Genomic DNA, 12,415 nt, shown 5'->3' on the forward strand with positions numbered 1-12,415 from the left:
GGGCAGCAACGGTGGGCGATGACCCGACGGATCCAGATGCCTCCGGCCCTAACGAGCCGGACAACAACAAGGGTCCACCAATGAGCTGCGGTCTGGACCACCCACCCAGCTACGACAGCAAAGCTCTTGAACTCAATAGACGAGGGCCTGTGCGCCATCGGCCATCACTTCTTCGACGAAGACCGCGGCGCCGGCGATGCGGATGCCGGGGAGGACGTCCTCGGGGGTGATGCCGCGGCGGGCCGCGCACTGGGTGCAGGCCGTCACCCGGCCCGCCTCCAAGAGGATGCCGAGCAGCTCGGGCAGGGGCGCCGCGTGCGGGAGGTCGAACTCCCCGGCCTTGGACGGCAGGGCGAACCACGTCGACTCGCCGGTCATCCAGAACGAGACATCGACCCCGGCCACCGCGGCGGTGCTCGCGACCGTGAAAGCCTGCGAGCAGCGTTCCGGGGCGTCCGAACCGGCGGTCGCCTTGACGACGAGCATGCGTGCCATGCGGCTCAGCATAGGATGGCTTCCCGTGGTTACCGAGATCGGATTCGTGAGCCTGCTCGTCGCGGGCCTGGGCGCCATGGCCGGCGGCGTCGGCTACCTGGCCGTGCGGATAGCAAGGGGGCGTTGGTGAGTTCTTCCACCGAGAAGCCGGACGAGAATCCTCTCGGCCCGCCGCCGTGGCTGAACGCGCCGCCCGTCGAGCCCTACCCGTACGAGGACACCTTCGACCTGCGCACAGGTCCCGACCTGCACCCGTCGCTGCTGGGGCTGCTGCCGTTCGTCGGGCAGTGGCGCGGGCGCGGCCAGGGTGGATTCCCGGCGCCGGAGGACTACGACTTCGCGCAGGAGATCACGATCAGCCATGACGGCCGGCCGTTCCTGATGTATTCGTCGCGCGCCTGGCTGCTCGACGGCGACTCCAAGCCGGTGGCCGAGTCGGTGCGCGAGTTCGGCTTCTGGCGTCCGGTGCTGGTCGACGGCAAGCCGGGCGACGACATGGAAGCCACCATGATCACGCCCGATGGGGTGATGGAGTTGTACCTCGGCCGGGCGAACGGCACCCGGCTGGAGATGGCGACCGACGCGATCGTGCGGACGCCGACGGGAGCCGAGGTGACCGGTGGGCAGCGGCTGTTCGGCATCGTCGACGGGGCGCTGCTGTACGCGCACGAGATGGTCGCCAATGGGGACGGGCCGCATCCGCACATGTCGGCGCGGCTTATCCGGGTCGGCGGCTGACGATCTCCTGCAGGCGCCCGGTCGCACTCGACCGGGCGCGCGGGCGTCCGTCGAGTTCGCGCACCTCGACCAGGCCGCGCAGGGCTGAGGCCAGCCAGATGCCGTCGGCCTCGTGCAGTTCGGCCGGCCGGACAAATCCGGCTCTTCCGTTTTCGGTCAACAGCAGGTGCGCCACGGTGACGCTCGGGAGCACGCCGTCGCCGGCCACCCCGTGCAGAACGCCCTGCTCGAGCCACACCAGGCCGGCGGTCGGTGACTCCAGGGCGTACCCCTCGGTGGAGATCCACAGCAGGTCCGCCCCGGCGACCGACCGCCGCGCGGCCAGATTCGCGGCGTAGGAGATCGTCTTCGCGGTCGTCAGCGACCAGCCGGGCCGTTCGCACGACACTCCGGCCCCGGCGGTCACCACCCGCACCCCGTCGGCCCGCTGGGCGATCACTTCCGGGGGTACGGGTGAGACGGTCGCGTAGAGCACCGGCTCCCCACCGGCCGGCCCGGCCGTGGCCACCAGCCGCAACGCACCCTCGCCCTTCGCCGCGGGCCAAGCCTCCTCGGCCTGGTCGACCAACGGCGCCGGGTCGGGCAGCGGGATCCCCAGCAGCGCCGCCGACCGGGCCATCCGGGCCAGGTGAGCCGCCCGCAGCCGGGCCACCCCGTCCCGGATCCAGAGCGTCTCGAAGACCCCCTCGCCGTACAGCACCCCGCGATCGTCCGGCCGGAGCATCGTCCCCGCCGGGATAACCAGGTTCACCGGCGCAGACTATCCGCCGAGCCGAACTATGCTTCTGGAGTGCCCGCCACGACCCTCGCCGAGATGCTCCGGGAACGCGGCCTGCGGCTCACCCCGCAGCGCCAGCTGATCCTGGAGGCCGTCCATGAGCTGGGCCACGCCACCCCCGAACAGGTGCACACCTACGTGCGAAAACGAGTGGCCGGCGTCAACATCACCACCGTCTACCGCACCCTCGAGCTGCTCGAGGAGCTACGCCTGGTCAACCACACCCATCTGTCGCACGGCTCGCCGACCTACCACGCCGCCGGTGAGGACCAGCACGTCCACCTGGTCTGCCGGGCCTGCGGCTCGATCGCCGAGGTCGACCCGTCGGTGATGCAGCCGGTGACCGAACGCCTCCTGGCCGAGCGCTCGTTCCGGGTCGATGTCGGGCACGTCTCATTGTTCGGCGAGTGCGGGGACTGTAAGGATCGACCATGACCACCGTGACTATCGAGGACCTGGCCCCCGAGTCGGCCGACGCGGGCGTGGCGGCACACTACGGCGACCCGGTGCGCGAGCAGCGCCTGCTGGAGACCGCGGTTGGCCTGGTCGACCGGTCCAACCGGGATGTGATCGCGGTCCCCGGCGAGGAACGCGCCTCCTGGCTGCACACGCTCACCACCCAGCACCTGACCGACCTGAGCTCCGGGCAGGGCTCCGAGCTCCTGGTCCTGTCCCCGCACGGCCACGTCGAGCAGCACGCGTACGTGACCGAGGACGGCACCACCGCCTGGCTCGACACCGAGCCCGGGGCCGGGGCCGGGCTACTGAAATACCTCGAGATGATGCGGTTCTTCACCCGCGTGGAGCCCCGCGACGCCTCCGCCGAGCTGGACGTCTGGTCGCTGGTCGGGCCGGGCGCGGCCGGTCTCTTCCCCGAGCTGGGCGCACCCGTGGTCGCTCCCGTTCCGGGTCCGAAGTTCGCCGCCGGGTCGGTGGCGGCGGCTCCGACCGCGCTCTATCCGGCGGTCTCGGTGCGCGGGATGCTGGTTCGCCGGGTGCCGCTCGGGGTCGACCTGCTGGTGCCACATGGGCAGGTGCCCGATCTCGACGTGCCGCGGGCCGGGCTGTGGGCCTACGAGGCGCTCCGAGTCGCCCACCGGATCCCACGGCTCGGCTGGGAGACCGACCACCGGACGATTCCGGCCGAGGCCGGCTTCCTGGCCCAGTCGGTACACCTGGACAAGGGTTGCTACCGCGGGCAGGAGACCGTGGCGCGAGTCCATCACCTGGGCCGGCCGCCGCGCCGGCTCGTGCTGCTGCACCTGGACGGGGTGGCCACCGACCAGCCGCCGGCCCAGGGCACACCGGTCGAGCTGGACGGGCGGGCGGTCGGCTTCGTCGGCACCGCCGTGCGCCACCACGAGCTGGGCATGATCGCCTTGGCCGTCGTAAAGAAGAACGTCGCGGATGACGCGCGTCTCACGGTCGGCGAGTCGGCTGCCGCCATCGACCCGGCCTAAACACCCGCACAAGCGCCCCCCAAACGCGCAACCGCCCCCACCCGTCCTAAACACCCCCGCAAGCGCCCCCTCCCAAACGCGCAACCGCCCCACCCGCCCACCCCACGCGTTAGGCTGCGTACCCAGCGCACCCAGCAACCCACCCCGCGCCAAACACACAGCGCCACCCCGCGCAAAAAGGGCCGGAGAGGCGGAACAGCATGCCCGGGACCGTGATCACGGTGGCGCCGACCGGGGCGGAGAGCAGCAAAGCGGCAGTGCCCGCGCTGCCCGTGACGCTCGATGAGCTCGTCGCCACGGCCAAGGAGTGTGAGGCGCTCGGCGCGGCGATCGTTCACGTGCACATCCGCGACGACGACGCCCGGCCCACGCTCGATCAGGGCCGGTTGCGTGACACCGTGGCCGCGCTCAAGCAGTCGACCGACCTGATCGTGCAGCTCTCCTCGGGCGGCGCGGTGACCGACCCCGAGGATGCCCGGCTGGCCGTGCTCGAAGCGGGGCCGGAGATGGCGTCCTGCACGATGGGCACGGTCAACTTCGGTGACGGCGTGTTCCTGAACCGCTGGGAGTTCATCGTCGACCTGCACCGGCGGATGCAGGAGCGCGGGATCGTGCCGGAGTACGAGATCTTCGACCTGGGCCAGCTGACCACGTTGCGGCGGCTGCTCGACCAGCACGGGCTGCCGGTCGGCGGGCACGTGCACGTAGACCTGGTGATGGGTGTGCCGGGCGGGATGCCGGGGACGGCGGCGGCGCTGGTCGCCTGCGAGTCGGTGATCCGGGATCTGCCGGCGGGGACCACGTTCAGCGCCACCGGCATCGGCCGGTCGACGATCCCGGTGATGCTGGCCTCGCTCTCGGCCGGTGGGCACCTGCGGGTGGGCATGGAGGACACCATCTCGTACGCCCGGGGCCGGCCGGTCGAGTCGAACATGCAGCTGGTGGCCCGGGCGGTCGGGTTCGCCCAGCTGGCCCAGCGGCCGCCGCTGATCCCGGCGGCGGCCCGGGAGCTGCTCGGCGTACCGGCTTGATCCTTCGGTGTTGTCACGCCGGGCGTCGCGGGGGCGGGGGACGTGACCGGGCCGATGTTTCCACGCTCGGCGAACGATCCGTCTGGTGACCTGGTTCACGCTAGCTGGAGTTAGCATTTTGCTTGCAGGAGCTAGCAGTGCGGGTTACTGTCGATCGCATGGCCGGAAACAACGATCTGCCGCAGGACATCGGGACGTTCATCCGTGACCTCCGGCAGACCGCCAAGATCTCGCTTCGGCAGCTCGCCGACAAGGCCGGGGTGAGCAACCCCTACCTCAGTCAGATCGAGCGTGGCCTGCGCAAGCCCAGCGCCGAAGTGCTGCAGCAGATCGCCAGCGCGCTGCGGGTCTCCACCCCGGCGATGTACCTGCGGGCCGGCCTGCTCGACAGCGATGGTCAGCCAGGTGTGCTGGCCGCGATCGCCGTCGATCCGGAGCTCACGATCGCGCAGAAGCAGTCGCTCTCGCAGATCTACGAGACGTTCCGCAACGAGAACGCCCGGAAAGCACCAGAACCCGAGCTCGACCCCGAGACCGCGCCTGACCTCGACGAGGAGGCGGCGATCCGCGAGCGGCTCGCGACCGAGACCACCATTTCCCGTACGGAGGAGAAGTAATGCCCGAGCAGACCAACACCCGGCTCCCCGCTCCGCTCTACGCCGCCGCCGGCGCCGGTGATCTGGCGTACCAGCAGCTCCGCAAGCTCCCGGCCCTGGTCGACGAGCTGGGCGTGCGGGTCAACCAACTCAGCGAGAAGGCCACCGCGTCGCTGCGGGCGGCCAACGAGAAGGCCAACCAGACCGACTTCGACAAGCTGCGGGACAACGCCACCACCGGCGCCGTCGCCTTCGCGCAGGTCGCGTCCGAGCGGGCCGTCCAGGCGTACACCGCGCTGGTCGCCCGGGGCGAGCGGGTCGTCGGCACCGGTGTCGTCGCGACCGCCGACGTGGTCAACGCCGACATCGAGACCACCGAGGAGCCGGCCGCCATCGAGGCCGCCGCCCCCAAGCCGCGCAAGAAGGCCACCCCGGCCAAGAAGACCACGAGCAACTGAAGCCTGAGGAGGCCCCGGCAGCGGCCGGGGCCTCCGGCATAGACTCAAGGTCATGGCCACCAGCGCGCCGATTTTCTACATAGACGTGGTGAGCATCATCTCGCTCATCGTCAACATCGCGTCCCTGATCGTGCAGGCGGTCGCCCTGATCCACTGCGTCACTCAGCGCGGCGACGGGTTCCAGGCGATCGGCACCCTGCCCAAGGGCGCCTGGCTGGCCATCCTCGCGGTCTGCTTCGTGCTCACCTTCCTGCCGATCAGCGGCGGCGGCGCCACCGGCATCTTCGGCCTGATCGGCGTGGCCGCCGCGTTGATCTACCTGCTCGATGTCCGCCGCGGCCTGCGCGACCTGACGGACGGCAAAGGCTTCTGGTGAGAGGTTTCCGCTGGCCGCCGCCTCCGGACGGCGGGCCGCGGACCTGGGGACCGGCACCGACCGGCCCCCGCACCGGCCGGCCGACCCTGCCGTCGCCGCCGACCGAGCTGATCGACGGCCCGGCCGGCGTACGCCTGGAACAGCTGACCAGCGGCGTCGGCACCCCGGTGGCCGTGTTCGCGCACGGGCTGGCCGGTGACATCTCCGGCACCCGCCCGCTGGGCAGCGCGGTGCGTGGCCGCCGGGTGTTCTTCCAGTTCCGCGGCCACGGGCGCTCGTCGGCGCCACCGGGGCCGTGGAGCTTCGCCGACCTGGCCGCCGAGCTGCGCGCCGTCGCCGATCACGCCTCGGCCACCCGGGCGCTCGGGGTCAGCATGGGCGCCGGGGCCCTGTGCCGGCTGCTGGCCGACACGCCCGACCGGTTCGAGCGGGTGGTTTTCTATCTGCCGGCGCCGCTCGACGGTGTCCGCTCCCCGGCCGCGGTCAACCGGCTGGGGCGGCTGCTGGCCGCGCTCGACACCGGCGAGGCGGCGCTGGTCGCCGAGGCGGTCGAGGCGGAACTGCCGCCGTCCGTCCGCCACACTCCGGCCGGCTGGAGCCACCTGCGGCACCGCGTCGAGCAGTTGATGCGCGACGGGTTGTCGGCCGACCTCGACTCGCTGTGGCCGGCACCCGCCGTTCCCGACCCGGCCGCGTTGGCCAAGGTCACCGCCCGCGCGCTGGTGCTCGGGTGCGCCGGCGACGACGTACACCCGGTGCGGGTGGCCGAACGCCTGGCCGCCACCTTCCCCGACGCTGACCTGCACATCTACGATCGTCCGTCGGTGCTGTGGACCAACCGGTCCGATCTGCGCGACCGGATTTCGACGTTCTTGAACGCCTGAGGCCGTAACCTTTCCGGTCGCCACGCGGTGTTCTGGGCGTGCGGCTCTCCCCTAAATCGATCTTCATAGGCCTGATCGCGCTCGGGCTGCCGTTCGCCGTCGCCCTCGGCTGGATGCTGGGCGCCACCGGAAGCCGGGCCGGGCAGCCCCGGATCGCCGGCGCGCCCGGTGGGGCGGGCACGATCGGTGCCGCGCCGGCCAGGGGACACCCGACGGAGCCGGTCAACCCGGTCCGCTACGACGTACGCCGGCCCGCCGCTCAGACGTCGGCGCTGCCCTCGGCGCCGGCCCCGCCGCCGGCCACCGCACCGCCGCCGTCGGCCGGTTCGTCGCCCAGCCCCGGCGGCCCCCTGGTCACGCTGACCACGCTTCCGCCGCTGACCCACCCGCCGGTCCCGACGCCGACGACTGTCACCAGCGGTCCGCCGTCGTCCTCGGCGACCCCGTCCGGCAGCACGTCGTCGACGTCGGGTGGCCTGCTGTTCCGCCGCCGCTGAGGCGACGCTGGCCCGCTCGCCCTACGCTGTCCGCGTGGGTGCTGCGTTTCGCGATTTCTTCACCGGTGCCGGCCTGCTCGGCCGCGGCCTCGGGCAGGTGCTGCGCCGGCCCGGGTTGCTCGGTCTGGGCATGCTGCCCGCGCTGATCTCCGCTGTCGTGTACGCCGCGGCGCTGATCACCCTGATCGTCTACATCGACGACCTGTCGGCCGCGGTCACCTGGTTCGCCGACGACTGGGCGACCGGCTGGCGCGACGCCATCCAGATCTTCGCCGGCCTGGCCCTGCTCGGGGTATCCGGCCTGCTCACGGTCCTTACCTTCACCGCCGTCACGTTGCTGATCGGCGACCCGTTCTACGAGAAGATCTCCGGACTGGTCGAGGAGCGCTTCGGCGGCGTGCCCGATGCCGTCGAGACCGAGTGGTACCGCTCGCTGGGCCGCAGCCTGGTCGACAGCCTGCGGTTGATCGGCCTGTCGATCCTGCTGGGCGTTCCGCTGTTCCTGATCGGGCTGATCCCGGTGGTGGGCCAGGTTCTCGGCATCGTGCTGGGCGGTGCGGTCGGCGGCTGGCTTCTCGCCGTCGAGCTGACCGGGGTGCCGTTCCAGCGGCGGGGCAAGCGCCTGCGGGACCGACGCGCGGTGCTGAAGGCGCGGCGACCGCTGGCGCTCGGTTTCGGGGTCGCGGTCTTCCTCTGTTTCCTGATCCCGCTGGGCGCGGTGCTGCTGATGCCGGCCGCGGTGGCCGGGGCGGCGCTGCTCTCCCGCGCGGTGCTGGGCCTGCCGGTCGAGGCTCTGACCACGCACGCGGCCGCGCAGCGACCCGGCCAGGGGTAGGCCCGGGCGGCATCTGCGCAGCGGATACCGCCCAGGCCTACCACCGATATAAAGGGCGCGACCAATTTACGCACGTGGAGCGAAGCGACCTCGGCGGGAGCGACGGTCAGCACCACCCACTCACCTACGACATCCGCCTTCGACCCTTCACGAACCGGGAATGACCCGCCAGCGCTGGTTTCCCAGATCGCTGCGTTGCGTGACGATGGCGCCGTCGGCGGCCGACTGGCCCGACACTTCCAGCACCTTTCCGCTGTGCCGGGCCACGATGGCGAAGATCGACGGCCCGGTCCAGGCCAATCGCCACTGCTGATTGGCGCCGCCGGCCGATCCCCACTGCACCACCCGGGCACCGTCGGCGGTGGACGCGCCGAGCACATCGACGACCTTTCCGCTGTGGTCGCTGACGATGCGGAAATAGCCGCCGCCGGCGTCCTCGAAATGCCACAGGTGGTCGGCCGTTCCGGTCGGCGGCCACTGCGTGAGTTGCGCGCCGTCGGCCGTCGACATGTCCTGGATCGCGAGCACCTGGCCCGAATGAGTGGCCTGCAGCTTGACCCGCCCGTCGGGAATCAGCCGCCAATTGTGGTCGGCCGTCCCGTTGTCCGCGAACTGCACCACATTGGCCGAGTCGGCCGTCGACAGACCGGAGACGCCCAGCACCTTGCCGGAGTTCTTATTGCGGATGCGGGCGTATCCGGTGCCGTTGTCGACGATCTGCCACAGGTGGTCGGCGGTGCCGTTGTCGGTGAACTGCACGACCTGCGCCGAATCGGCGGTGGACATACCCGCTACGCCGAGGACCTTGCCCGAGTTGACGTTGCGGATGCGGATCCAGCCGTCGCCGTTGTCCACCGGAACCCACAGGTGGTCGGCCGTTCCGCTGTCCGCGAACTGCACCACCCGCGCGCTGTCGGCAGTGGACATCTGGTCCACGCCGAGCACCTTGCCGGAATTCTGGTTCTGAATGCGGAACGGTACGCCGGGCTCGATCCACGGCCGCCCGTCGCCGATTCGCGGGAATGATGTAACGCGCAGCCGCGCCGCGCCCATCGGAATCAGTGTCACCGTTTCCAGCGGCTCGGTGGACGGCGTCGGACTGTCCTGCAACGGCGTGACGATGTCGTCCGAATCCGCTTTCCAGGCGGTCACGCGACGCGCGCCGGTGGTGATCCGGATCGGCGCGCCGGCCGGGGTGAACGGATCGGCCGCGTTGCCCAGACCGGTGGTCACCGCGAAGCCATTCAGCGTCAGGCCGTAGTTCCACGCCGATCCGGGTCGCACCTCGCGCGTCGGCCACGTGCTGGTTCCGCCGGTCTGCACCCAGTTCTCGGTGATCGCCAGCGAAAAGGTCAGCGCCCCGAAATCGACGGAGACCGCGTTGTGGTTGCTCGCCCAGGTTCGCGTCCGGGCCTGCATCGGCAGGCGGAGAACGACACGGTCACCGGTGGTCCAGGTCCGTTCGATTCTGAGGTACGCCGGGCCGGCCACCCCGGGCGCGGCGGCCCCGTTCACAGTGACGACGGGGGCGACGCACCACCCGGGCACCCTCAACAGCAGCGGGAACGCGAGCGATCGGGGCGTACTGACCGTGTAGGTGATCGTGTCCGAGAACGGATAGGTGGTGTCGGCCGTGATCGTCACCGTCGTTCCGTCCCCGACGCGAGCCGTGACCCGCGACGGCCCGTGCAGGGTGGCCGCCAGCCCGCCGTCCGGGGTGGCCGCCCACATCTCTTCCACGTAGTACGGCCAGCCCATCCCGTAGTTGTGCGGGCAGCATCGGTAGTTGTCGATGCCGAGCATGTACGCCTGCATCGCGAACCCGTTCTGGAACTGCCCCTGATGCCCGGGCCGGTCCCGCAGCGAGATGCTGTTGGCGCTGGTGACGTAGTGGATGCCGCGCTGCTGCGGGTCGAGCGCGGCGGGCAGCGAGTTGAACGCCAGGTCCTCGGTGCGGTCACCCCACACCGGGTCGCCGGTGATCCGGGTCAGCATCTCGTGGCTGGCCATGAACTCGACGATGCCGCAGGTCTCGAAGCCCTGGCGGGGGTCGCCGAAGCCGGGGCGGGTGTTCTCGTCACCGGCGAAGCCGCCGCCGGGGAACTGTCCCCACTGGGCCATGATCTGGTTGTAGTCGTTGTAGCTGGCCTGCCGGTGTGTGGCGTCGCCGGAGAGGACCGAGTAGACGGCCGGTTCCCGGAAGCCCTGCGCCAGGTTGACGTTGTGTGGGGTCGGCAGGTTGTTGACGTAGTTTTGCGAGTATTGGTGGATCTTGCGGGCCAGGTCGAGCAGGAACGCGTCGCCGGTGCGGTTGTAGGTCCAGAAGACGACCTCGAGGGTGTCGGCCCAGCGGAAGCTGCCCCAGTCGTACTGGAAGACGCCGGCCGGGCGCGCGTTGACGAACTGGAAGAACCGGGTCAGGAACGGCAGCACCCGGGTGTCGCCGGTGTACTCGGCGCGTGCGCGGATGGCGTGCAGCATCGGCATGTGCGGCCAGAAGTCCGGGCCGTTGTTCAAACTCGTGCGGAGCCGGGTGGGTCCGAAGAAGCCGTCCGGCGCCTGGGTCGCGAGTACCCCGGTGATCCAGCGCTCGGTCTCGGTCAGCACCCGGGAGTCGCCGGTCGTGTAGCCGAGGCTGCCGAAGCCCTTGAGCCAGTACGGCAGCTCCTCCCAGCCGGCCAGCGCCGGGTTGACCCAGCCGCTGTTGTCGTACTGGAGGAAGTGTGACACCTCGGTCATCCGGCCGTTCAGCCCGGTGAGCTGGTAGTTCAGCTGGGTGGCGAGCCAGCCGGTCGCGCGGGTCGAGCCGGGGGTGAGCCGGATCAGGGCGTCCGGCCGCAGCGGCGCGCGGTTGACCACGTATCCGGGGGCGACGGCCGCGGCCGGGTCGGCGGCGAGCGCGACGACGGGGACGGCGGCAGCGGCTCCGGCCAGCAAGGTTCGACGACGCATGGCGTTCACCCTTGATAGAAAATGTTCGATTGAGCGCGTAACCGGAGGGTAACGCAGCCAATCGATGATTGTCTATCAGTGACAGGGTTCGGTGACGCTGAGCCGCAGCGTCGACCCCTGCTTCACCACCGCCACGGCCACGCCGTCGATCAGGTACGCCCACCCCGACGGCTCCGCGCGCACCACCGACGCGCCGCCGACCACCGGCTGCAGAGCCACGCCGAGATCGCGGGGCGGCGGCACACCGTCCACCGTGTAGGTCCGCCCCGAACCACCGCTCGGGCAGGACACCGTGCTCGAACCGGCCGCCGCCGCCTCGTCCTGGCCGAGCGCCCGCAGCGCGGCCACCAGCTGGGCGGGCGGCTTGACCAGACTCGGCGACTCCAGCTCGAGGTCACCGTCCGGGCGGCAGCCGGTGCTGACCTCGATCGGCACCACCTGACTGGACGCCTCGGCCCGGGCGTCGATCGCCACGTAACCGCCGGCGTCCGCCTCCAGGCCGACCCGGCGCCCGGTGGTGCTCGCGTCGGCCCGGGCGTGGTAGCCGGCCGGAAGCGCGGCGGCGATCGCCTCGAGCACCGGCAGGGCGCCGTCGCCGCGGACGTAGACGGTGACCGTGCGGGTCGCCTCGACGCCGGACCGCACCGGCGTCACGCGGCATCCCCGGCGTACCCGGACGTCGTCGATCTCGGCCGCGCGGTCTCGCCCGTCCGACGCCGCCGCGAAAACCGCACCGGCCGCCTCCTGGAGCACCGGCATCGCGGCAGCGATGTCGCGCTGCTCGGGCACGGTCGGCGGGTCGTGCCACACCGACCACAGCCCGAGCCCGGCCACGACCAGGATCCAGGCCACCACCACGGCGATCAGCCCGGGCCGGCGGACGCGCGGCTGCTCGGTGGGCGGCGTGGTCACGGCAGTCATGGTGACACGCCTCCCTTCACGCGAAAGGCCCACCCCTACGCGCGGGGCGGGCCTTTCCCAACAGAGCGTCAGGCGGCGACGTTCAGGCCAACCTCGTTCACGCCGCGGGTGGCGTCGACGACCAGGTCCCCGTTGCCGTGGCGGGAGAGCGCCCGCAACGTCCAGGACCCGGGCGCCGCGAAGAAGCGGAACACCCCTTGCGGCGACGTGACCACCTCGGCGGTGAACTCGCCGGACGAGTCCAGCAGGCGCACGTACGCGCCGCCGACCACATCGCCCTCGGCGTTGTTCACGATTCCGGTGATGACGGTTTCCTTCTCCAGGTCGACGCTCGCGGGCAGCGGCGCCGACTGGTCCGGTGCGGCGCAGCCGGAGATGTCGGATGCGGTCATCG

15 protein-coding genes and 1 pseudogene are annotated in these 12,415 nt (G+C 71.2%); 11 read left to right on the top strand and 5 right to left on the bottom strand.

Going from position 1 to position 12,415, the window contains the following annotated elements:
• Positions 1–132 precede the first annotated feature (132 nt).
• Positions 133–507 (bottom strand): DsrE family protein, encoded by a 375-nt coding sequence (locus tag ACGFIO_RS16635; protein ID WP_392827095.1) that lies wholly within the window; start codon positions 505–507, stop codon positions 133–135.
• A 13-nt stretch (positions 508–520) separates the two neighbouring features.
• Here ACGFIO_RS16635 and mtfM point away from each other — a divergent pair, with 13 nt between their 5' ends.
• Positions 521–625 (top strand): small membrane protein MtfM, encoded by a 105-nt coding sequence (mtfM, locus tag ACGFIO_RS16640; protein WP_392827097.1) that lies wholly within the window; start codon positions 521–523, stop codon positions 623–625.
• Positions 619–1,233: an FABP family protein gene (locus ACGFIO_RS16645; protein ID WP_392827099.1), complete on the top strand. Its 615-nt coding sequence runs from the start codon at positions 619–621 to the stop codon at positions 1,231–1,233. Before mtfM ends, ACGFIO_RS16645 begins: the two co-directional genes overlap by 7 nt.
• On the opposite strand, the gene ACGFIO_RS16650 is transcribed toward ACGFIO_RS16645, so the two are convergent.
• Entirely contained in the window at positions 1,214–1,984 is a 771-nt protein-coding gene (locus ACGFIO_RS16650; RefSeq protein ID WP_392827100.1) for an aminotransferase class IV, read from the bottom strand. The genes ACGFIO_RS16645 and ACGFIO_RS16650 overlap by 20 nt on opposite strands.
• A 63-nt stretch (positions 1,985–2,047) precedes the next feature.
• Between ACGFIO_RS16650 and ACGFIO_RS16655 the strand changes: the two genes are divergently transcribed.
• The 9 genes and pseudogenes from ACGFIO_RS16655 (at position 2,048) to ACGFIO_RS16695 (ending at position 8,148) form a co-directional block, all read left to right on the top strand.
• Positions 2,048–2,446 carry a Fur family transcriptional regulator gene (locus tag ACGFIO_RS16655; RefSeq protein ID WP_392827455.1) on the top strand — a complete coding sequence of 133 codons (399 nt, stop codon included), beginning with the start codon at positions 2,048–2,050 and terminating at the stop codon, positions 2,444–2,446.
• Positions 2,443–3,471 carry a YgfZ/GcvT domain-containing protein gene (locus ACGFIO_RS16660; protein WP_392827101.1) on the top strand — a complete coding sequence of 343 codons (1,029 nt, stop codon included), beginning with the start codon at positions 2,443–2,445 and terminating at the stop codon, positions 3,469–3,471. Before ACGFIO_RS16655 ends, ACGFIO_RS16660 begins: the two co-directional genes overlap by 4 nt.
• 200 nt (positions 3,472–3,671) lie before the next feature.
• Positions 3,672–4,502 (top strand): 3-keto-5-aminohexanoate cleavage protein, encoded by an 831-nt coding sequence (locus tag ACGFIO_RS16665; protein ID WP_392827103.1) that lies wholly within the window; start codon positions 3,672–3,674, stop codon positions 4,500–4,502.
• Between the two features lie 158 nt (positions 4,503–4,660).
• A pseudogene (locus ACGFIO_RS16670) lies at positions 4,661–5,011 on the top strand (helix-turn-helix domain-containing protein); the annotation flags it as partial.
• A gap of 107 nt (positions 5,012–5,118) precedes the next feature.
• Positions 5,119–5,556, top strand: coding sequence for a hypothetical protein (locus ACGFIO_RS16675; RefSeq protein ID WP_392827105.1), 438 nt, complete (start codon positions 5,119–5,121; stop codon positions 5,554–5,556).
• A 52-nt stretch (positions 5,557–5,608) separates the two neighbouring features.
• A complete protein-coding gene (locus ACGFIO_RS16680; RefSeq protein ID WP_392827107.1) occupies positions 5,609–5,932 on the top strand; it encodes a DUF2516 family protein in 324 nt (107 codons plus the stop codon).
• Complete coding sequence (locus ACGFIO_RS16685; protein ID WP_392827108.1) at positions 5,929–6,816, top strand: alpha/beta fold hydrolase; 888 nt, start codon at positions 5,929–5,931, stop codon at positions 6,814–6,816. Before ACGFIO_RS16680 ends, ACGFIO_RS16685 begins: the two co-directional genes overlap by 4 nt.
• Before the next feature lie 38 nt (positions 6,817–6,854).
• A complete protein-coding gene (locus ACGFIO_RS16690) occupies positions 6,855–7,313 on the top strand; it encodes a hypothetical protein (RefSeq protein ID WP_392827110.1) in 459 nt (152 codons plus the stop codon).
• A 34-nt stretch (positions 7,314–7,347) separates the two neighbouring features.
• Complete coding sequence (locus ACGFIO_RS16695; RefSeq protein ID WP_392827111.1) at positions 7,348–8,148, top strand: EI24 domain-containing protein; 801 nt, start codon at positions 7,348–7,350, stop codon at positions 8,146–8,148.
• Between the two features lie 147 nt (positions 8,149–8,295).
• On the opposite strand, the gene ACGFIO_RS16700 is transcribed toward ACGFIO_RS16695, so the two are convergent.
• The 3 genes from ACGFIO_RS16700 to ACGFIO_RS16710 all read right to left on the bottom strand — a co-directional run bounded on the left by ACGFIO_RS16700 (position 8,296) and on the right by ACGFIO_RS16710 (position 12,413).
• Complete coding sequence (locus ACGFIO_RS16700; RefSeq protein ID WP_392827113.1) at positions 8,296–11,100, bottom strand: RICIN domain-containing protein; 2,805 nt, start codon at positions 11,098–11,100, stop codon at positions 8,296–8,298.
• 75 nt (positions 11,101–11,175) lie between these two features.
• The gene (locus ACGFIO_RS16705) at positions 11,176–12,021 is read right to left on the bottom strand and encodes a hypothetical protein (RefSeq protein WP_392827115.1); all 846 of its coding nucleotides are present in this window, start codon (positions 12,019–12,021) and stop codon (positions 11,176–11,178) included.
• Between the two features lie 68 nt (positions 12,022–12,089).
• Positions 12,090–12,413, bottom strand: a complete 324-nt coding sequence (locus ACGFIO_RS16710; protein ID WP_392827116.1) for a DUF1416 domain-containing protein — start codon at positions 12,411–12,413, stop codon at positions 12,090–12,092.
• Between the last annotated feature and the right edge of the window lie 2 nt (positions 12,414–12,415).

It is taken from the genome of Actinoplanes sp. NPDC049265 (assembly GCF_043197135.1).
Lineage (GTDB): Bacteria > Actinomycetota > Actinomycetes > Mycobacteriales > Micromonosporaceae > Actinoplanes.